The organism is Thermobacillus xylanilyticus (assembly GCF_907165215.1).
Taxonomy (GTDB): Bacteria; Bacillota; Bacilli; order Paenibacillales; family Paenibacillaceae; genus Thermobacillus; species Thermobacillus xylanilyticus.
The window spans coordinates 21027-41070 of the sequence record NZ_CAJRAY010000041.1; the positions used below are offsets into that span (position 1 = coordinate 21027).

Annotated in this window: 18 protein-coding genes and 1 other annotated feature (1 of these 19 running past the window's edge); of the genes, 14 read left to right on the plus strand and 4 right to left on the minus strand. The window is 62.4% G+C overall.

Going from position 1 to position 20044, the window contains the following annotated elements:
- The first annotated feature begins 8 nt into the window (after positions 1-8).
- The gene (gndA, locus tag KJQ12_RS08555; RefSeq protein ID WP_213484300.1) at positions 9-1421 is read left to right on the plus strand and encodes an NADP-dependent phosphogluconate dehydrogenase; all 1413 of its coding nucleotides are present in this window, start codon (positions 9-11) and stop codon (positions 1419-1421) included.
- Between the two features lie 4 nt (positions 1422-1425).
- On the opposite strand, the gene KJQ12_RS08560 is transcribed toward gndA, so the two are convergent.
- Entirely contained in the window at positions 1426-1713 is a 288-nt protein-coding gene (locus KJQ12_RS08560) for a hypothetical protein (protein WP_015255094.1), read from the minus strand.
- A gap of 203 nt (positions 1714-1916) precedes the next feature.
- Here KJQ12_RS08560 and KJQ12_RS08565 point away from each other — a divergent pair, with 203 nt between their 5' ends.
- The 12 genes from KJQ12_RS08565 to KJQ12_RS08620 all read left to right on the plus strand — a co-directional run bounded on the left by KJQ12_RS08565 (position 1917) and on the right by KJQ12_RS08620 (position 12619).
- Complete coding sequence (locus tag KJQ12_RS08565; RefSeq protein ID WP_213484301.1) at positions 1917-2441, plus strand: shikimate kinase; 525 nt, start codon at positions 1917-1919, stop codon at positions 2439-2441.
- Positions 2438-2836, plus strand: a complete 399-nt coding sequence (locus KJQ12_RS08570) for a fluoride efflux transporter FluC (protein WP_213484304.1) — start codon at positions 2438-2440, stop codon at positions 2834-2836. Before KJQ12_RS08565 ends, KJQ12_RS08570 begins: the two co-directional genes overlap by 4 nt.
- Positions 2833-3204: a FluC/FEX family fluoride channel gene (locus KJQ12_RS08575; protein WP_213484305.1), complete on the plus strand. Its 372-nt coding sequence runs from the start codon at positions 2833-2835 to the stop codon at positions 3202-3204. The genes KJQ12_RS08570 and KJQ12_RS08575 overlap by 4 nt, the downstream gene beginning before the upstream one ends.
- A 58-nt stretch (positions 3205-3262) precedes the next feature.
- A complete protein-coding gene (aroA, locus tag KJQ12_RS08580) occupies positions 3263-4558 on the plus strand; it encodes a 3-phosphoshikimate 1-carboxyvinyltransferase (RefSeq protein WP_213484306.1) in 1296 nt (431 codons plus the stop codon).
- Between the two features lie 26 nt (positions 4559-4584).
- Positions 4585-5019 (plus strand): CoA-binding protein, encoded by a 435-nt coding sequence (locus KJQ12_RS08585; protein WP_213484307.1) that lies wholly within the window; start codon positions 4585-4587, stop codon positions 5017-5019.
- 100 nt (positions 5020-5119) lie between these two features.
- Positions 5120-5785 carry a hypothetical protein gene (locus tag KJQ12_RS08590; RefSeq protein ID WP_213484309.1) on the plus strand — a complete coding sequence of 222 codons (666 nt, stop codon included), beginning with the start codon at positions 5120-5122 and terminating at the stop codon, positions 5783-5785.
- A gap of 144 nt (positions 5786-5929) precedes the next feature.
- On the plus strand, positions 5930-7816 hold the full coding sequence (locus KJQ12_RS08595) for a glucose PTS transporter subunit IIA (RefSeq protein WP_213484311.1): 1887 nt from the start codon (positions 5930-5932) through the stop codon (positions 7814-7816).
- Positions 7813-9684 (plus strand): phosphoenolpyruvate--protein phosphotransferase, encoded by a 1872-nt coding sequence (gene ptsP, locus KJQ12_RS08600; protein ID WP_213484312.1) that lies wholly within the window; start codon positions 7813-7815, stop codon positions 9682-9684. The genes KJQ12_RS08595 and ptsP overlap by 4 nt, the downstream gene beginning before the upstream one ends.
- 32 nt (positions 9685-9716) lie before the next feature.
- A complete protein-coding gene (locus KJQ12_RS08605; protein ID WP_342344833.1) occupies positions 9717-10175 on the plus strand; it encodes a VanZ family protein in 459 nt (152 codons plus the stop codon).
- Between the two features lie 78 nt (positions 10176-10253).
- On the plus strand, positions 10254-10667 hold the full coding sequence (locus KJQ12_RS08610) for a hypothetical protein (RefSeq protein ID WP_213484315.1): 414 nt from the start codon (positions 10254-10256) through the stop codon (positions 10665-10667).
- Positions 10668-10800: 133 nt separating this feature from the next.
- Positions 10801-11808 (plus strand): catabolite control protein A, encoded by a 1008-nt coding sequence (gene ccpA, locus KJQ12_RS08615; protein ID WP_213484316.1) that lies wholly within the window; start codon positions 10801-10803, stop codon positions 11806-11808.
- 106 nt (positions 11809-11914) lie between these two features.
- Positions 11915-12619 carry a 5'-methylthioadenosine/adenosylhomocysteine nucleosidase gene (locus tag KJQ12_RS08620; RefSeq protein WP_213484317.1) on the plus strand — a complete coding sequence of 235 codons (705 nt, stop codon included), beginning with the start codon at positions 11915-11917 and terminating at the stop codon, positions 12617-12619.
- Between the two features lie 86 nt (positions 12620-12705).
- Here KJQ12_RS08620 and KJQ12_RS08625 read toward each other — a convergent pair whose 3' ends face one another.
- Positions 12706-13884 carry an acetoin utilization protein AcuC gene (locus KJQ12_RS08625; RefSeq protein WP_213484319.1) on the minus strand — a complete coding sequence of 393 codons (1179 nt, stop codon included), beginning with the start codon at positions 13882-13884 and terminating at the stop codon, positions 12706-12708.
- A gap of 40 nt (positions 13885-13924) precedes the next feature.
- Positions 13925-14557: a GNAT family N-acetyltransferase gene (locus tag KJQ12_RS08630; RefSeq protein ID WP_213484320.1), complete on the minus strand. Its 633-nt coding sequence runs from the start codon at positions 14555-14557 to the stop codon at positions 13925-13927.
- Between the two features lie 240 nt (positions 14558-14797).
- On the opposite strand from KJQ12_RS08630, the gene acsA reads away from it, so the two are divergent.
- On the plus strand, positions 14798-16519 hold the full coding sequence (acsA, locus tag KJQ12_RS08635) for an acetate--CoA ligase (protein ID WP_213484322.1): 1722 nt from the start codon (positions 14798-14800) through the stop codon (positions 16517-16519).
- A 76-nt stretch (positions 16520-16595) separates the two neighbouring features.
- Here acsA and KJQ12_RS08640 read toward each other — a convergent pair whose 3' ends face one another.
- Positions 16596-19691, minus strand: a complete 3096-nt coding sequence (locus KJQ12_RS08640) for a transglycosylase domain-containing protein (protein ID WP_213484323.1) — start codon at positions 19689-19691, stop codon at positions 16596-16598.
- Positions 19692-19898: 207 nt separating this feature from the next.
- Positions 19899-20044, plus strand: a binding site (T-box leader); it runs 101 nt beyond the window's last position.

The following is a 20044-nucleotide window of genomic DNA, read 5'->3' on the forward strand; positions in this document are numbered from 1 at the left end:
GTTCGGAAATGGCAAAACAACAAATCGGCGTCATCGGCATGGCCGTCATGGGACGCAACCTTGCCCTCAACATCGAGAGCAAGGGATTTACCGTATCGATCTACAACCGGTCGCGTGAAAAGACGGACGAAGTGATCAGCCAGAATCCCGGGCGCAATCTGCACCCGACGTATACGATCGAGGAGTTCGTCGAATCCCTTGAAAAGCCGCGGAAAATTCTGATCATGGTGCAGGCCGGCGCGGGCACCGATGCGACGATCAACGCGCTCGTGCCGCATCTGGACGAAGGCGACATCATTATCGACGGCGGCAACGCGCATTACCCGGATACGCAGCGCCGCAGCCGCGACCTTGAAGCGAAAGGCATCCGCTTCATCGGCGCCGGCGTGTCGGGCGGGGAAGAAGGCGCGCTGAAAGGTCCGGCGATCATGCCCGGCGGCCAGGAATCGGCCTACAGGCTCGTTGAACCGATCCTCACCGCCATTTCCGCGAAAGTAAACGGCGAGCCCTGCTGCACCTATATCGGTCCGGACGGTGCCGGCCATTACGTGAAAATGGTGCACAACGGCATCGAGTACGGCGACATGCAGCTCATTTGCGAAGCGTATCATCTGCTTACCTCGGTGCTCGGCCTGACGAACGAGGAATTGCACAAGATTTTCGCGGAGTGGAATGAAGGGGAGCTCGACAGCTATCTGATCGAGATTACGAAAGAGATCTTCGCGAAATACGATCCGGAGACGGGCAAGCCGATGGTCGACGTCATCCTCGACTCGGCGGGCCAGAAGGGCACGGGCAAATGGACAAGCCAGAGCGCGCTCGATCTCGGCGTGCCGCTGTCCATCATCACCGAATCCGTCTTCGCCCGTTTCCTCTCGGCGATGAAGCAGGAACGCGTCGCCGCGAGCAAGCTGCTCAAGGGGCCGGAGAAGAAGCCGTTTGCGGGGGACAAGAAGGCGTTCATCGAATCGGTGCGCAAGGCGCTGTACGCGAGCAAGATCTGCTCCTACGCGCAAGGCTTCGCCCAAATGCGCATCGCTTCGGAGGAGTACGGCTGGAATCTGCGCTGCGGCGACATCGCGATGATCTTCCGCGGCGGCTGCATCATTCGCGCGCAGTTCCTGCACAAAATCAAGGAAGCCTACGACCGCAACCCGAACCTCAGCAACCTGCTGCTGGACGAGTATTTCAAATCGGTCGTCGAAAATTATCAGGACGCATGGCGCGAAGTGGTGGCCACGGCGGTCACGCACGGCATCCCGGTGCCGGCTTTCGCCAGCGCGCTCGCGTACTACGACTCGTACCGCAGCGAGCGGCTGCCCGCCAACCTGCTGCAGGCGCAGCGCGACTACTTCGGCGCGCATACGTTCCAGCGGGTGGACAAGGAAGGCACGTTCCACTTCGACTGGCTGAGCAACTGACGCGTCAATCGTACAGCATGGCAACGGCATCGGCCAGACTGCGCCGCGCCCGCTCGAGTTCATCGGCGGTGCAGGTCCGGCCGTGAAGCAGCACCAGCGCCGCCTCGGCGAAATCGCGGAAGAGCGCAATCAGCTGTGGCCGCGGCAGTTCCTGCAGGGCAGGAGCGCCGTCGGCCACTTTTTTCTTGACTGCATGAAGCAGCCAGATCAGATCGTCCCTGCATGCCGGACGGGCCGGGTCACGGATCCGGTCGATCCGGCTTCCGGCGGACTGCGGCGCTGCGATCGGCATGGCGAATCCCCCCGTTCATTCCCTGCTATCATCCATACGACCGGATCGTCCGAACTATGCCCGCAGGACCGGGCCGCGCAGCGCGGGAACGCCATGCGGGAAACGCTTCGCGTGTCCCCTTCCGCGTTGTCCGCTCCTTGGCCGCTGTGTTATCATGAAAACATTGGAGTTCACGAGTTTGAGCAGCGGGGGGAACGATCGGGGTGAAGGCCCGAACGGACAAAATCGTGCTCGTCGGCTTCATGGGCACGGGCAAATCGACCGTCGCGCGGCTGCTGGCCGGACGGCTCGGCATCGGGCGCGTGGATCTCGACGAAGAAATCGAGCGCGAAGCGGGATGCACGATTGCCGAATTGTTCGACACGAAAGGCGAAGCGCATTTCCGCGATCTGGAGAGCAACGTGCTCGCGCGGCTTATGGCGGAGGACCGGCCGCTCGTGCTGGCGACCGGCGGCGGCGCCGTGCTGCGCGAAGCGAACCGCGAGGCGATGCTGCGCTCGGGGTTCGTCGCGGCGCTTACGGCATTGCCTGAGCGGATCATCGAGCGCGTATCGGGCGACGGGGCGCGGCCGCTCCTGCGCGGAGACGTCGGGGAACGGGTGCGGCGGCTGATGGCGGAGCGGGAGCACGCCTATGATTTCGCGCATATCAAGATCGACACGACCGATCTGAAACCGGACGAAGTCGCCGATCGGATATTGGCTGCCGTGAAGGAGTCGACGGCATGAAGACTTCCGCATGCGTGGCGGCCGGCGGCGCGCTCGGCGCGCTTGCCCGGTACGCCGTCGCGCTGGCGCTCGGCGCGCCCGAATCCGGCGCGTTTCCCTCCGCCACGTTCACGGCGAACGCCGCCGGCTGCCTGCTGATCGGCCTGCTCGGCGGCTTGCTCGCGAACCGTCCGCTGCCCGAAGCGCTGCGGGAATTCTTGAGCACCGGCTTCCTCGGCGGTTTCACGACGCTGTCCGCATTCGGCGTCGAGACGGTCCGGCTTGCGGCGGATGGTTACGCCGCAATGGCATTCGCCTATGCCGCCGCATCCGCCGCGGCGGGACTCGTCGCCGCATCGGCCGGATATGCGCTGGCAAAGGCCGTATTCCGCAACGCACGGGAGGATGCCGCATGACCGCCTTCCTGCTGGTCGCATTGGGCGGCGGCGCGGGCGCGCTGCTCCGGTACGCCGTGCAGCGGGCCTTCATTGCGCGGACGGGCCAGCCCCGGGCCGGCACGCTGCTCGTCAACCTGGTTGGAACGTTCGCGCTCGGTTTGCTGCTGGGCCTGCCGCTCACGGCGGAAAACCGCGCCGCGCAGCTGCTCGTCGGCACCGGCTTCCTCGGCGGGCTGACGACGTTCTCGACCGTCATGGCGCAGCTGGCGGAATTGCTGCGGGCCAAACGATGGAGAACGGCCGCCGGATACGGCCTTGGCACTTTCGTCTGCGCCCTGCTGCTGGCGGCCGCCGGTTATGCCGCCGGAAGATGCATCTTCGTCTGACGGGGCATATGCCTGTCAATACATAACCCGAACAGGGAGAAGGAGCTGGAGAGAACGGATGGATGTCCGCATTCTGCCGACGCCCGGGCTAAAGGGCGAAATTCAGGCGCTGAGTTCGAAGAACTATACGACGCGCTATATGCTGGCCGCCGCGCTGGCGGAGGGAACGAGCACGATTCTGTATCCCGCCCGCAGCGACGACAGCGACGCGATGCGCCGGTGCATCCGGGATCTCGGCGCCGTGCTGGAAGAAGACGGCGAGCGGATGTCGATCACCGGCTTCGGCCGCCGGCCGAAGGACGTGAAGGAGCTGAACGTCGGCAACGCGGGCGCCGTGCTGCGCTTCCTGATGGCGGTCGCTTCCCTCGTGCCGGAAGTGACGTTTGTCAACGCCTATCCGAAGTCGCTCGGCCAGCGGCCGCATGACGATCTGATCGGCGCGCTCGGCCAGCTCGGCGTCCAGGTCGAGCACAACGCCGGCAAGCTGCCGATCACGATCCGCGGCGGGAACCCGAAGGGCGGCAAGATCCGCGTCTCCGGCGCGATCAGCTCGCAATACCTGAGCGCCCTGCTGTTCCTGACGCCGCTGCTCGACGAGGACAGCGAGATCGAAGTGCTGCACGAACTGAAATCGAAGGTGGTCGTCAGACAGACGCTGGATGTGCTGAAGCAAGCCGGCATCACCGTGGAGGCGAGCGACGACCTGATGCATTACCGCATCCCGGGCGGCCAGCGCTATCAGGCGCGGACATACACCGTGGAAGGCGACTACCCCGGCTCGGCGGCCATTCTCGCCGCGGCCGCCGTTGCCCAGTCGGATGTCACGGTCCATCGGCTGCGGGAGGACAGCCTGCAAGGCGAGCGGGCGGTCGTCGACGTGCTGCGGATGATGAACGTGCCGCTGACGCATGCTAACGGCAGCGTGCGGGTTGCGGGCAACGGCAAGCTCAAAGCGGGTGAATTCGACGGCGACGCCTTCACCGACGGCGTGCTCGCCATGGTCGCCGCCTCCGTGTTCGCGGAAGGCACGTCCCGTTTCTACAACGTCGAGAACCTGCGCTACAAGGAATGCGACCGGATCTCCGACTTCGTGGCGGAGCTGCGCAAGGCGGGCGCCGACGTCGAAGAACGCCGCAGCGAAATCATCGTTCACGGCAAGCCGGAAGGCGTGGCCGGCGGCGCCGTCATCGACTCGCACTATGATCACCGCGTGATCATGGCGCTCTCCATCGTCGGACTGCGCGCGAAGGAACCGATCGTCATTCGCGACGCGCACCATGTGGCGAAGTCTTATCCGAACTTCTTCGAACATTTGACCGCCATCGGCGGCCGCATCGAGCGGCTCGAAGGCTGATGCCTTAAGCGAAAGGAGCGAGGGCCATGGCATACCGGCACCCTGATCGGGAGACGATCAAGCGCATTCTGGAAGAGACTGATACGATCGCCGTCGTCGGCCTGTCCGACAAGCCGGACCGCACATCCCATATGGTATCCGCCGCGATGCAGGCGAAGGGATACCGGATCGTGCCGGTCAATCCGAACGCGGACACCATCCTGGGCGAGAAATGCTACAAATCGCTGAAGGACATTCCGTTTCCCGTCGATCTTGTCAATGTGTTCCGGAGAAGCGAATATTGCGCCGACGTTGCCAGGGAAGCGGCGGAGATCGGCGCGAAGACGCTCTGGCTGCAGCTCGGCATCGTCAGCGAGGAAGCGGCCGAGATCGCGGAGGCGGCGGGCATGAACGTCATCATGGACCGCTGCATCAAGGTCGAGGATTCGATCCTGCTGCCGGAAGGGAAAACCAACCGCTGAATTCGGATAAAAGCGGCGCGCGCCTCCAACAATAAAGTTGGCTTCTGACGCCCTGACGGCGTCATGGAGACTAACCTTCCGCTTAGGAGGCAACAGCCGAATGTATAACCAATCGCAGTTCCAGAGCGGCCAGTCTTTCGGTGCCGGCCAGAACCGCTATCAGCCGGCCGGGTTCGTGCAATCCCAGTATCAGGGACAGCTGTCGCGCTCGGCGGCTTCCGGTCCGGTGACGGCGAAGTTCGGTTATCAGGCCGGCCAGCAGCAGTCGTTCGGTCAACAGTCCTTCGCCGGTCAGGCCGGTGCGTACCAGGCTTCCTCGTTCGCTTCGCAGCAGGGTGAACAGCATCCGGTTTACCGCGCGACGAACGCGTACCAGCAGGAGGGCCCGGTCATCCAGCACGTCGGCTATCAGGCGGGCGCGCAACAGCAGAACTTCCGGCAGCCGATCGGTCAGCAGAACTTTGCGGGTCAGGCCGGAGTGTCCTCGTTCAACGCGCAGCAGCAACAGCATCCGGTCTACCGCGCGACGAACGCCCGTCAGCAGGAAGGTCCGGTCATCCAACACACCGGCTATCAAGCGGGCGTGCAACAGCAGAACTTCCAGCAACAAAACTTTGCGGGTCAAGCCGGCATGTCTTCGTTCGCGCAGCAGCAACAGCATCCGGTCTACCGCGCGACGAACGCGCGCCAGCAGGAAGGCCCGGTCATCCAGCAAACCGGCTATCAGGCTGGTGCGTTCGGCCAACCGAACCGCTACAGCTTCTGATTGCCGACGGCAGGGCGGACTTTCATGGTCCGCTCTTTTTTGTTTTTGACAAACCGCGGGCGAACGCGTACCATCGAAATAGGCCTCGCGGACGGCATGCGCGGGGTTCCACGCAGCGACTTACGTAGCGCAGGAGGAGAAGGCGTGAAGCTTATCGGCAATCTGCAGCAATTCGGTCGGGCGCTCATGCTCCCGATGATGGCGCTGCCGGCAGCAGCCGTCTTCCTCAGTCTGAGCGGACTGCCCTGGGAGGACTGGGGCATGTCGCCGATGGCCGGCCATTTGACGAAGGCCGGCGGCATTCTGTTCCACGCTCTGCCCTATCTGTTCGCGCTCGGCGTCGCGCTCGGCCTGACCGGCAATGCCGTGGCGGCCGGCGTATCGGCGCTTGCGGGCATGTTCATCTATACGGCCGTCACCGGCTCGTACGCGGGACTGGACATCCAGCCGACGGTGCTGATCGGCGTCGTCATCGGCATCGCGGCCGGTTACAGCTACGAACAGTTCAAGGATTTCCGCCTGCCCGAGTACCTGCAGTTTTTCGGGGGGCCGAGGTTCGTGCCGCTGTTCGTCAGTTTCGTCTCGCTCGCCTTTTCGATCATCATGATCGAGATCGCGCCGCCGATTCAGGAGGCGATGGCCGTCCTCGGCGAAGCGGCGAAAGCGGCCGGCGGATTCGGCGTATTCCTGTTCGGATTCACCTACCGGATTCTCGTCGCCTTCGGACTTCACCATCTCGTCAGCCACGCGTTCTGGTTCCAGGTCGGCGCCTATGAGACCGAAGCCGGCATGATCGTGTACGGCGATCTGCCGCGCTACTTCTCCGGCGATCCGACGGCCGGCGCGTACATGGCTGGACTGTATCCGATCATGATGTTCGGGCTGCCGGCGATCGCGCTGGCGATCATCCGCGAGGCGCGGGAAGACCTGAAGCCGAAGGTGAGAAAGACGTTCATTTCCGCCGCCCTGTCCTCGTTTCTGACGGGCGTGACGGAGCCGGTCGAGTTCGCCTTCATGTTCGCGGCTCCCTATCTGTTCGTGCTGCATGCTTTTCTGTCCGGACTCATCATGTGGCTCACTTACGAACTCGGCATACTGCACGGTTTTTCCTTCTCCGCGGGCGCGTTCGATTTTTTCATCAACCTGCATCTCTCCACGAAAGGCTGGATGCTGCTGCCGATCGGTCTCGCCGTCGGCATCGGCTATTATTGGCTGTTCCGCTGGGCCATCCAGCGGTTCGACATCCCGACGCCCGGGCGGGAGGAAGGATCGCCGCTTGACGAATGGGCGGGGGACATTCCGTACCGCGCGCCGCTGATTCTGCAGGCGATCGGAGGCAAGGACAACATCATCCAGATGGAAGCCTGCATCACGCGGCTCCGGCTGAAATTGCACGACGACAGGCAGCTTGACGTGCCGGCGCTCCGCAGCCTCGGCGCGGCCGGCGTCATCCGGCTGGGCGGCGGCAATGTCCAGATCGTATTCGGCACTTTCTCCGAACTGATTCGCGAAGAAATTATGAAAGTGATGAAGCGCGACCTGAGGCGGGTGCAGTTCAAGTCGCCCGTCCAGGGACGGATGATTCCGCTCGACGAAGTGCCCGATCCGATCTTCGCGGGCCGGCTGGTTGGGGGCGGCGTCGCCTTCGTGCCGGAACGCGGCGAGGCGGCGGCGCCTGTCGGGGGGGTTGTCATCCATGTCCATCCGGCAAAGCACGCCGTCGGCATCCGCACGCCGGAGGGGTTGGAGGTGCTGCTGCATGTCGGCATCGACACGATGGAGCTGAATGGCGCCGGTTTTCTGACGTTTGTGAAAGAAGGCGACACGGTCGTTCCCGGCCAGCCGCTTCTCCGGTTTGATCTGGGGCATATCCGGAGCGCCGGCAAGTCGCCGGTCACGCCGATGGTCATCACCAATCCGGAACGCGTCCGTTCATGGGTGTTCGCCCCGTTTACGGCAGTCAAGAAGGGGCAGGCGTCGGTCATGTCCGTCGTGCTGGAAGAGAGAGACGGTGGAGGAGAGAAACGATGATTCAAGGGATAGGCGCATCATCGGGCATTGCGATGGGCAAGGCGTTCGTCCTTCCGAACTGGGAGTGGGACGTGCCGGACCAGAAGATCGATGTCACGGACCTCGCTCGGGAGTTCGAGCGTCTGTACGAAGGCATCCGTTCGTCGAAGCGGGAAATCGAGCAGATCAAGGGCGAGCTTGCCGATGTCGTCGGCAGCGAGGAACGGAGCATTTTCGACGCCCATCTGGCCATTCTGAACGATCCGGTCTTCATGAACGAGATCCAAGGCATCATCAAGCGCCAGTACAAGGCGGCCGAAGCGGCGGTCAAGGAAGCGATCGACCACTTCGTGACGATGTTCGATCTGCTCGACGACGAATACATGAAGGAACGGGCGCTCGACATCAAGGACGTGGGCAACCGGCTGCTCAAGCATCTGCTCGGCATGCCGGAGATTTCGCTGCCGACGGACACGCAGCCGTTTATCCTTGTGGCGCGTGAAGTTTCGCCTTCCCAGCTCGTCCATCTCAATCCGCAGCATGTGCTCGGCATCGTAACGATTACCGGCAGCATGACGTCGCATGCCTCCATCATGGCACGCGCGCTCGGCCTGCCGCTTGTCACCGGACTGGACGTTCCTCTGGAGTCGCTGGCCGAAACCGGCGACATGATGATCATCGACGGCGATGCCGGCATCGTCATTCCCCGGCCGACGGAAGAACAGATCCGGGTATACACCGAGTTTCAGCGCCGGCAGAGCGAACATCGCAGCCGGCTGCGGCGGCTGGCCGGCGTCCGCTCCGTCACGCCCGACGGCAAGGAGATCGCGCTGGAAGCGAACATCAGCTCGCTGAAGGAGCTGGAGGTGGCGCTCTCCTCCGGCGCCGTCGGCGTCGGACTGTTCCGGACGGAGTTTCTGTACATGGACCGGCATCAGTTTCCCGGCGAAGACGAACAGTTCGAAGTGTACAAGGCGGTGGCGGAGAAGCTGGCGGGCCGGCCGCTCATTATCCGGACGCTGGATATCGGCGGCGACAAGAACCTCGATTATTTCGAGATCGGGGAAGAGGACAACCCGTTCCTCGGCTACCGCGCGATCCGCATCTGCCTGGACCGGCCGGATCTGTTCAAGACGCAGCTTAGGGCGATCCTCCGAGCCAGCGCGTACGGCAAGGTCAAAATCATGTACCCGCTCATCTCATCCGTCGAAGAAGTGCGCGCCGCCAACCGGCTGCTGGAAGAAGCGAAGCGGGAGCTTCAGGCGGAAGGCGTGCCGTTCGACCCGAACGTGCCATGCGGCATCATGATCGAGCTCCCGTCCGCCGTCACGATCGCCGATCTGCTAGCGGAAGAGGTCGATTTCTTCAGCATCGGCACGAACGATCTGATCCAGTTCGTCCTGGCGGTCGACCGGATGAACGAGCGGATCTCGCGCCTGTATCAGCCGTTCCATCCCGCCGTGCTCCGCATGCTGCGGATGACGGTGGATGCGGCGAAGCGCCGGGGCATCCATGTCGGCGTCTGCGGGGAGATGGCGGGCGATCCGCGCGCGCTGCCGATCTGGCTCGGACTGGACGTGGACAGCATCAGCATGTCGTCCCATTCCATTCTGCCGATCAAGGAACGGCTGCTTCATACGCATCGTTCGGACAGCATCGATGTGCTCAACCGTTTGTGGGAGTGTCGAACGGCGGAAGAAGCGATCCGGTTGCTGGAGTCGTTCCGGCTGTCGGTCGAAGCGCGGATGGAGGAAGCGGAAGCGAAAGGGAAGCCGGCATCGCACGAACGAAGCGCGCCTGCCGACAAATCTCCGGATGCGGGCCTCCCCGCGGCGGAGCCGGGCATCCGGAATTCGGCGCGGACGGCGGGCACCGCGGGGGCGTCCTGATGGCGGGATCTGCTTATTCCGGAGGTCGGCGGTTGCGGCATGCCGCGCGCTGGCTGGCGCCCGTCGCCTGGATGGCGGTCATCTTTGCGCTGTCCTCCCGGCCCGCCGATGAGCTGGACGGCATGTTGCCGCTGTTTCAGCGGTTCATTCCCGGCATGACCGATTTCAACTGGGGGCATTATGCCGCCTATTTCATTCTGGCGCTGACGTTCGAATTTGCGATCGGCGCCGCGTCGCGGCGGCCGCTTGTCAAAGCGGCGGTCGTCTTCGCCTGCGTGCTCTACGGCGTGACGGACGAGTACCACCAGTCGTTCGTTGCCGGGCGGATGCCGGATCCGCTCGATCTGCTGAACGACGGCATCGGCGCCGCGGCGGCGGTATGCTTCACGGCGCTGCCAGGCGTGCGGCGCATCTGGCGCAAGCTGCCCGGCCAGACAAATTTTGATACAAGCGGACGGCAGGAGTCTCGCCCGCGCGGGTCGAATAAGTAACTCCGACGCGAATTGCGGCCGTTCTGCCTGTTCGGCAGCCGCGGCCGTTCGCTCTTTGTTGACGAAGGAGTGACAGACTTGCGCAAATGGTGTTCCTGCGGCAGCGAGATGAAGATCCGGCTGTCCACCGTCATCTATTCGGGACGTGTCGAGATTGACAATGTGCCGATTTATTCATGTCCGGCCTGCAACCGCAGCGAAGTGTTTCCGGAAGTCAAGCCGGATTTGACGGGATTGATCGGGAAGCTGGGCGCCAAGCCGCCAAGGCAGTCGTTTTCCTTCAGCGAATGGAGCGAGTGGGCGGATCTGCTGCTGCAGGCCGGGATGGACGGCAAAGAACCCGACGCCCGGGAAGTCGAACGGCTGGTTGAGGAGCGCGTCAATGCGCTGCTGGATCTGCATTTGCTGGCACAGTCGCTGGGCGATGTCGGCTGGCAGGAGGAATTGCGCAGCCGGTTGTCCCAGATCACGCGCAGAACACCGAATACATAAATGTTCGCCTGTCCGATCCCGTGGCCGGTTTGCGTTGCGCTCGTCCCGAATTTGTCGTACAATGATAACCAATGAATGCTATTCACGGCGGACGGCGGCATGACGACTAAATCGAGATATGGAGAGAAGGAACGTGACGGTAACCATTTATGATGTAGCGCGTGAAGCCGGAGTCTCGATGGCGACGGTATCCCGGGTTGTGAACAACAACCCGAACGTAAAGCCGCAGACGCGCAAGAAGGTGTTCGAAGCGATCGAACGGCTCGGTTATCGTCCCAACGCGGTCGCGCGGGGACTTGCGAGCAAGAAGACGACGACGGTCGGTGTTGTCATCCCGGACATTTCGAACGCGATCTTCGCGGAAGTGGCGCGGGGTATCGAAGATATCGCCAACATGTATCATTACAACATCATTCTGTGCAACGCGGACAAACGCAAGGACAAGGAGATCCGCGTTGTCAACACGCTGCTGGAGAAGCAGGTGGACGGGCTGCTGTTCATGGGCGGCACCGTGACGGAGGAGCATCTGCAAGCGTTCAAGTCCGCGAATGTTCCGATCGTGCTGTGCGCCACGACCGATGAGCACGGCTCGATGCCGTCCGTGGATATCGATCACGAGTCGGCGGCGTTTGACGCGGTGTCGGCGCTCACGGGCGCGGGACATCGCCGCATCGCGATGATCAGCGGCACGCTGCAGGACCCGTCGAACGGGTATGCACGGTTCCAGGGGTACCGGCGCGCATTGGAAGCGGCCGGCATTCCTTACGACGAATCGCTGGTCCGCGTCGGCAATTACCGTTATGAATCCGGCGTCGAGGCGATGAAGTATTTCCTCGAGCTGGATGAACGACCGACAGCTGTCTTCGCCGCCACGGACGAGATGGCGATTGGAGCGATCCACTATATCCAGGATTTCGGCCTGCGTGTGCCGGAAGATGTATCCGTTATCAGCGTGGACAACACGCGCATGGCGTCAATGGTGCGGCCGCAGCTGTCGTCCGTTGCCCAGCCGATGTATGACATCGGGGCCGTGTCCATGCGTCTCCTGACCAAGCTGATGAAGAAGGAGCAGGTCGATCAACTGCGCGTCATTCTGCCGCACGAATTGATTACGCGGCAATCCGTGGCCGCGGCGCGTTAACCGGTCGTGATACGTACAGGTTGAACGGCTTCCGTCCTCGCCAGGCTTGCGAGGACGGACAGCCGTTTTCTGTCTTGCACCACAGCGAAAGAGGGCGAAGCAGCACATGACATTCGGAACTGTCGGCATCATCGGAGCCATGAAAGAAGAAGTCGAGCTTCTGCATCGGAATGTGCGGGTGACCGGCACCCGTTCGAAAGCCGGTATCGAATATGTGACGGGCGAACTTCACGGCAAGCAAGTGATCTTCTGCCGATCGGGCGTCGGCAAGGTGAACGCGGCCGTATGCACGCAAGTGCTGATCGATCAGGGCGTGGACTGCGTGTTGTTCACCGGCGTCGCCGGCGCGCTCGACCCGGGTCTGGACGTCGGCGACATCGTCATCTCGACCGTCTGCCAGCAGCACGATATGGACGTGACGGCGCTCGGATTTCCGCGCGGCGTCATTCCGTTTCAGGAGCAATCGGAATTCGCCGCGGACGACAGGCTTGTCGGGCTGGCCGTCAGCGCGGGCGAATCCCTGTTTCCCGGCCGGTGCCGGACGGGGAAAGTGCTGTCCGGCGACCAGTTCATCGCAAGCCGCGAGACGGTGCGGGAATTGCGCGAGACGATGGGCGGCGCATGCGTCGAGATGGAAGGCGCGGCGGTCGCGCAGGTATGCGCGATGAACGGCGTGCCGTTCGTCATCATCCGCTCGATGTCGGACCGCGCCGACGGCGGCGCCCCGGACAGCTTCGAAGCGTTCACCATCGAAGCGTCCAACCGTTCGTACCGGCTCGTCGAGTCGATGATCATGCGCATGGGGGAATGAGAGAGAAAGCGGCACGAGGCCGCGGCGTGTGTACCACGTCGCGGCCTCGCGGCTTTTCGGACGGAGCGGCCTCCTGCCGCATTTCGTCACAGAAACTGGACGGCGAGCTCTTTCATGCGGCGGTTCGCTTCCGCAATGGCGCTCCGCCGGGGAATCGGCGTCCAGCTCTCCGCATGATCAAGCCATGTCTCGGGGAGCGTCACGGGGCTCTCGGCCTGCCAGGCGCGGATCCAGTCTTCCGGCAGCCGTCCGCCGTCGCCGCCTTCCCGGGCCGCGGCCGCCGCGGGATGATCGGTCATCTCCAGCCAGACGAGCGACCAGGCGCGCGGCACGACGCGCCAGATGTCGTAGCCGCCGCCGCCGACGGCGATCCACCGCCCGTCCGCATATTGATGGGCCAGTTCATGGATAACGGCGGGCATTTCGGCGTAGATGGACATGCTGCAATGAATGTGCGACAGCGGATCGTAGGCGTGCGCGTCACAGCCGTGCTGGCTGACGATGACGTCGGGCTTGAACGATTCCGCGGCGCGCCGGACGGTATCGCGGAAACATTCCAGCCACGACGCGTCCTCCGTGTACGGTTCGACCGGCATGTTGACCGAGCGGCCGTACCCTTCGCCTTCACCGCGTTCGTGGACAAAACCTGTGCCGGGAAACAGATATTTGCCCGTCTCGTGGATCGAGTACGTCATGACATCGGGATCGGCGTAGAACATCCATTGCACGCCGTCCCCGTGATGCACGTCCGTATCAATATACATGACCCTGGCGCCCCAATGCTTGCGGATATGGGCGATCGCGGCCGCCGCGTCGTTGTAGACACAGAAGCCGGAACCTCTGCCGGGCAGCGCATGATGCAGTCCGCCGGCCATATGGTAAGCGTGGCCGGCCTTGCCGGACATGACGAGCTCGGCGGCGAGCAGCGACCCGCCGACGATCAGCGCGGCTGCGTCGTGCATGCCCGGAAAGCACGGTGTATCCTCGGTATCCAGCCCGTATTGCCCCGCGTCATCCAGATCGGCCTGCGCCGGCTCGGGCACGCTGAGGGCGCGCACGATCCGCACGTAATCGGCGCGGTGAATGCGCAGCAGCTGTTCGTCCGAAGCCGGCTCGGGCACCGCAATCTGCGCGTCGTTCAGCGCGCCCATCCGCCGCAGAAGGTCGATGGCGAGCGTCAGCCGTTTCGGATTGAAGGGGTGGCTTTCGTTGAATTTATATCGGATTTCGCCGGCATGGTGAACGAATACGGCGTTTTCCGGCATCATGCGTTCATCCTTTCCGCTGAACTTCTGACAAGCCGGATCAGTACATGATCCGCCGCTGGAAGCGGACGCGGTCGAACCGTTCGATCGATTCGAGCGGCACTTCCTTGCCGATGCGCACCATCAGGCAGTTTGCGGGATGCGCGCAAATCTCCGGATCGTCCGTGGCATGCCAGACCATGTCGACGGACTTCATCAGCCTCTCCATCATTTCGCGGTACTGCCACACGTTCAGCCCGCTGCCTTCCAGATCCCAATGCCAGTAATATTCCGTCGTGAAAACGATGGCGTTCTCGAGCTGACCGTCTTCGAATGCGAGCCGGATCATCCGCTTGCCGAGGCCGCACGAGCGGTAGTCATCCGCGACCTCAATCGCGCCGAGCTCGATCAGATCCTCGAGTCCGCCCGCAGACCACCGCTCCAGTTCGTCCGGGTAATGGAACGTCACGTAGCCGACGATCGTCTGTCCGTCCCTGGCCACGATGATCCGCCCTTCGGGCAGACCCGCGATTTCGACGAGCGCGGCATGCTGCTCGGCCGGACGGCGGAAAGCGTCCAGCTTCGGGTGCATCGCATAACCGGCGAGCTTCTCCGGAGGAACCGGTCCCTCCACGATCAGCTCGCCCTTCGGGGTCGTCACGCGAACGCAGTGGTAGATTTTGCGGTGCTCCATGGTCTGCGGCCTCCTGTCCGCTTGAAACGCAGTCATTTCCGGCTTCGGAAGTTTCTTCGTCCATCGTAGCAGATTCCGCGGCCCGTGAGAAGTATAGGCGATGCGCGGACAGTTGTGCTATAATGGCGTTGTCTGCCTGCATAACGCGCTGGTTCAGAAGCAGATTCGGCAAACCGACGTGTAAGCGCATTCTTGCGGGTAATCGCGAAGTAATCGTCACATGGGAGGTTGATTTCCAGCATGGAAGACCGTCACCAGGAACGAATCGCGCCGGTCGCGGCTAACCCGAACATGAAGAACTATGAGGAGACGTATGCCTCCTTCTCGTTCGAGGAAGCGGAGAAAGCCTTCTCCTGGCATACGACCGGCCGGGTGAACATGGCGTATGAAGCGATCGACCGGCATGTCGAGTCCGGCAAAGGGGACAAAATCGCGCTCCTTTACAGCGACGCCGCCCGCGATGAATCGTACACGTTCGCAGAACTGGCGAAACGTTCGAACCGTTTCGCGAACGTGCTGCGGAAGCTGGGCGTGGCGAAAGGCGACCGCGTCTTCATCTTCATGCCCCGGACGCCGGAACTGTATATCAGCCTGCTCGGCAGCCTGAAGGTCGGCGCCGTCGTTGGTCCGCTGTTCGAAGCGTTCATGGAGACGGCGGTCAAAGACCGGCTGCTTGATGCGGGAGCCGTTGCCATCGTGACGACCCCTGCACTGCTGCATCGCGTGCCGAAGGCCGAACTGCCCGACCTGAAGCATATCATCGTGGTCGGCGGCGCGCCCGAAGGCGAAGGCTTCGTCGATTTCGAGACCGAAATGGCGCAGGCATCGGACGAGGCGGACATCGAGTGGCTCGGCCGCGAGGACGGTCTGATTCTCCACTACACGTCGGGATCGACAGGCAAGCCGAAGGGCGTCTTCCACGTCCAAAACGCCATGATCCAGCACTATGTCACCGGCAAATTCGTGCTTGACTTGAAAGAAGACGACATTTACTGGTGTACGGCGGACCCGGGGTGGGTGACGGGCACCAGCTACGGCATATTCGCGCCCTGGCTGCACGGAGTGACGAACGTCGTGCGCGGCGGCCGTTTCAGTCCGCAGGACTGGTACGCTACGATCGAGAAATACGGCGTGACGGTCTGGTACAGCGCGCCGACGGCGTTCCGCATGCTGATGGGCGCCGGCGACGAAATCGTCAAGCAGTTCAATCTGTCGAGCCTGCGCCATGTCATGAGCGTAGGCGAGCCGCTCAATCCGGAAGTCGTCCGCTGGGGACTGAAAGTCTACGGCCAGCGCATTCATGACACCTGGTGGATGACGGAGACGGGAGCACAGCTGATCTGCAATTATCCATGCATGGACATCAAGCCGGGATCGATGGGCCGCCCGCTGCCGGGCATCAAGGCCGCCATCATCGACGATCAGGGCAATGAGCTGCCGCCTTACCGGATGGGCAACCTGGCGATCCGCACGCCCTGGCCGTCCATGATGCGCAAGATCTGGAACAATCCCGCAAAGTACGAAGAGTATTTCCGCATTCCGGGCTGGTATATTTCCGGCGATTCGGCTTACATGGACGAGGAAGGGTACTTCTGGTTCCAGGGCCGGATTGACGACGTGATCAACACGTCGGGCGAGCGCGTCGGACCGTTCGAAGTCGAGAGCAAGCTCGTCGAGCACCCGGCCGTAGCGGAAGCCGGCGTCATCGGCAAGCCCGATCCGGTACGCGGCGAGATCATCAAGGCGTTCATTTCGCTGCGCGAAGGCTATACGCCTTCCGAGGAGTTGAAGCAGGATATCGCGAGGTTCGTGAAGGAAGGGTTGTCCGCCCATGCGGCGCCGCGGGAGATTGAGTTCAAGGACAAACTGCCGAAGACTCGCAGCGGCAAGATTATGCGCCGCGTGCTGAAAGCCTGGGAGTTGAACCTCCCGACCGGCGACTTGTCGACGATTGAGGATTGACTGTCGGAAAATTGCCGGACAGAAAGACGGGGCGCTCTCCGGTCATCGCATTGACCGGAGGGCGCCCCTTGTCATGTCACTGTTCGGGCAGGGCAACCGGATCCGAAGCCGGCGATTCGCCGGCGGCATTCACGGCCGTCACCCGGATGTAGCCCGCGGCGACGGGCGAGACATATTCGAAACGGTTCGCGTTCACTTCCCCGATTCGCCGGTACAGACTGCCGTCTTCACTGAAGTAGATCCGGTAGGTTTCCACGCGTTCGGCTTCCGGATTGGCGTTCCATTTCACGGAGAAGCCGACTTCGGTCCGCTCGATCGTGAGGCCGCCAGGCACGGAAGGTTCCGCGCCCTGCGGCTCCTGGCCAGTTCCGCCGTCCGGCAAGCCCGCCTGGGGATCCTGGGTATCGTACGGAGACGGATGCTGGACGGCCGGCCCGCTGCCGTAGGTGACGATGGCGCTCGGCGCCGACTCCCTTCCCGCGACGTCGACTGACGTGATGTAATAGCGGTATTGGTTGGCCGCCGAGACGTAGTTGATGAACCTCATGTTGTCGCCATGATAGATCGATTCTCCCGTCTTCACGAACGGGCCGCCGTTCATCGAGCGATACAGCCGGTAACCGACAACATCCGCTTCGGGCGCGCCCTTGAACGTGATGCGGACGGCGGAGGCATCGGTGAGCTCCTCAACCGCCAGCTGGGCGGGCGGCGAAGGATCTTGCCCGTCGTCGACCCGCGGGTCCACCTTCGACGGCGCGTTGTTCGCCGCATCCTTCGGGATGAAGTACGACAGCGGCTTGCGGCTGGACGCCGGCATCTTCGCCATCGCGGCTTCGATCTCTTCGAACAGCACGTCGAGCGGCTTCTCCCGGACGATGAGAACCTCTTCCCGGACGAAATCGGCCGGCGTTGTCGGCTGGGCGATGTACGGGATGCCCTTGTAATTGATCACCTTCATCTTGACGAGCGCATCGTCCTCTTCTTTCGGGAGATAGTCTTCATTGAACCAGTCGGTGACCAATTTGCCGTACTGTCTGGTCAGCTCGGTCGGACGCTTGCCGCTGACGCCGGATACCGTCGCCTTCACGATGCCCTCCGGCCGCGTGAACTCCTTCGTCGGGAACAGGTCGGGCCGCGCCTTCGTCACCTCGTTCATGATCTTCGCCCAGATGTGCTGGGCCCGGTAGCGCGCGTCGCCGGTGAGCGTATGGACCGGCTTCTTGTGTCCCGCCCATACCCCGAGCGTAATGTCCGGCGTGAACCCCATGAACCAGACGTCTCCGTAGCTTTGCGTCGACCCCGTTTTCCCGGCGATCGGAATGTCTTTGTTCTCGTATTCCCGCCGCACGACCGAGCCGGTGCCGTTCGTGATGACGGTGCGCAGCATATCCGTGACGAGGAACGCCGTCCGGTCGGAGAACACCTGCTGCGGACGCGGTTTGTGCTCGTAGATGATCTTGCCGGAGCTGTCCGTAATCTTGCGGATCATGTACGCGTCGTTGAACACGCCGCCGTTCGGAATGGCGCCGTAGGCGTTCGTAAGCTCTTCGACCGTAACGCCGACGCTGAGCCCGCCGATGACGCCCGTCTGGGCGTAGTCATCCTCCGGCTGCAGCGTGGTGATGCCCAATTTGCGCACGAACTCCCAGGCCTTCGGGATCGTCACCTTATCCAGGAACAGCTTCAGCGCGGGCAGGTTGAGCGAACGGTTGAGCGCTTCTCTCGCCGTTACGAGCCCGTTGTAGCCGCCGTGGGACGAGTTGCCGGCCGAGTTTTTCGGGAAGTGATAGCCTTTCTGGCCGTCCTTGAGCACGATCGGCGCATCGTCCAGAATGGACGCCGGCTGCACAAGTCCCGCGTCAATGGCGGGCAGATAGGCGGCGATCGTCTTCATCGTCGAACCCGGCTGACGCGTCATCTGCGTCGCATAGTTCATCTGTTCCACATAGAAGTCGCGTCCTTCGATCATGCCGAGGATGGCGCCCGTCTTGTGGTCGATCATCATCGCCGCAACCTGCTCGATGCCTTTCTCTTTATGGTCGGGGGAGAAGTTGTCCGGATTCGACGCGATTGCGCGCATCAAATCGTAGACTTCCTTGTCGATCGTCGTATAGATGTGATAGCCGCCGCGCAGCAATTCCTCGCGTTTTTCCTCGATCTTGTAGGCGAATTCCGGCTTGGCGAGATCGGCTTTCGTCAGGTCCGGATTCTCCGACAGGAGCAGAATCTCGACTGCCTGGCGCTCCGCTTCGAGCATCAGGTACGGATAGGTATTGTAGGCTTTCTTCTCCGGCTTCGCGAGCGACGCGCGGATGTCGAACGCCAGCGCTTCATCGTATTGTTCCTGCGTGATGCGTCCGGTCTCGAGCATCCGCCGGAGCACGAGCTTCTGCCGGTTGATCGCATAGCCGATGCCTTCTTCGTTGTACTCGCCCTTGCTCGTGAAGGCCGTATAGGCGGCCGGACGCTGCGGCAGGCCGGCCAGATAGGCCGCCTGGGCGATATTGAGCTGGTTCAGGTCCTCAATGCCGAAAATCCCTTTGGCCGCCGCTTTGATGCCGTACAGGTTGTAACCGGACGAGCCGTTGCCGAAGTGCACCTTGTTGAGGTACGCGGTCAGAATCTCTTCCTTCGAAAGGAATCGCTCCAGCCGGAGCGCGAGGAAAATTTCCCGCACTTTGCGGCTGTCCGTGACTTCGAGCGACAGGAATACCTGCCGGGCAAGCTGCTGTGTCAGCGTGCTGCCGCCCGTCTGGGTGTCCTCATTCAGCAATTTCTGCTTGACGGCTCGTCCCAGCGCCCAGATGTCGATGCCCATATGTTTGAAGAAATCGTCGTCTTCAATCGCGAGCACCGCATCAATGACCACCTGCGGAATTTCGTCATACGTGACAAGCTGGCGGTCTTCCTCGGTGCGGAGCTGGCCGACCGGCGTGTCGTCATTGAAGTAAACGTATCCCGTCACGTCGTAGTCGCCGATCTTGCTTTCGATATACGAGCGCGACCGCACCGGCTCGTCCTTCACCAGGGAAGCGACATAGCCGGCGACGGCGCCGCCTGCGAACAGGGCGAAGATGAAGCAGAAGATGAAGAGCCATTTGAAGGTCTGCCATGCGGCATAACCGAAGACCAGCCATCCGTTTCTTCCGGGAGGCTTATTGCTCTTTTCCATATGGTTGTATCTCCCCCTCCGAATCACGACTACCATTATAGCACATTTTTGCCGCGCAAGGTTTGGAATCGCGGCGGGCCGCGCGGTTGACGAGCCGCTTTCGCGTATGGTATAACGCTGGTATCGGATTCAAGCAAACCGGCTGACGCCGTCCATCTCTGGCGGCGCCCCCGTTTTGCGATGAAAGATCAGTGTCTTGTCTTTTCGAAACAGGCAATGACGGGAACGAGTAGCCAGCGGATGGCCGCATCCAGAGAGCCGGTGGGAGCTGCGAACCGGTTGCGGGCCGCGGGCGAATTACATCCCCGAGCCGGTTCGGCGAACATGCTGCGGCACAAGTAGCCGGACCCGGA

Excerpts from the sequence above, each read along its gene's own strand:
- gndA (WP_213484300.1), top strand. The coding sequence starts at position 9 with ATGGCAAAACAACAAATCGGCGTCATCGGCATGGCCGTCATGGGACGC.
- KJQ12_RS08560 (WP_015255094.1), bottom strand. The coding sequence starts at position 1,713 with ATGCCGATCGCAGCGCCGCAGTCCGCCGGAAGCCGGATCGACCGGATC.
- KJQ12_RS08570 (WP_213484304.1), top strand. The coding sequence starts at position 2,438 with ATGAAGACTTCCGCATGCGTGGCGGCCGGCGGCGCGCTCGGCGCGCTT.
- KJQ12_RS08575 (WP_213484305.1), top strand. The coding sequence starts at position 2,833 with ATGACCGCCTTCCTGCTGGTCGCATTGGGCGGCGGCGCGGGCGCGCTG.
- aroA (WP_213484306.1), top strand. The coding sequence starts at position 3,263 with ATGGATGTCCGCATTCTGCCGACGCCCGGGCTAAAGGGCGAAATTCAG.
- KJQ12_RS08585 (WP_213484307.1), top strand. The coding sequence starts at position 4,585 with ATGGCATACCGGCACCCTGATCGGGAGACGATCAAGCGCATTCTGGAA.
- KJQ12_RS08590 (WP_213484309.1), top strand. The coding sequence starts at position 5,120 with ATGTATAACCAATCGCAGTTCCAGAGCGGCCAGTCTTTCGGTGCCGGC.
- ptsP (WP_213484312.1), top strand. The coding sequence starts at position 7,813 with ATGATTCAAGGGATAGGCGCATCATCGGGCATTGCGATGGGCAAGGCG.
- KJQ12_RS08620 (WP_213484317.1), top strand. The coding sequence starts at position 11,915 with ATGACATTCGGAACTGTCGGCATCATCGGAGCCATGAAAGAAGAAGTC.
- KJQ12_RS08625 (WP_213484319.1), bottom strand. The coding sequence starts at position 13,884 with ATGCCGGAAAACGCCGTATTCGTTCACCATGCCGGCGAAATCCGATAT.
- KJQ12_RS08630 (WP_213484320.1), bottom strand. The coding sequence starts at position 14,557 with ATGGAGCACCGCAAAATCTACCACTGCGTTCGCGTGACGACCCCGAAG.
- acsA (WP_213484322.1), top strand. The coding sequence starts at position 14,798 with ATGGAAGACCGTCACCAGGAACGAATCGCGCCGGTCGCGGCTAACCCG.
- KJQ12_RS08640 (WP_213484323.1), bottom strand. The coding sequence starts at position 19,691 with ATGGAAAAGAGCAATAAGCCTCCCGGAAGAAACGGATGGCTGGTCTTC.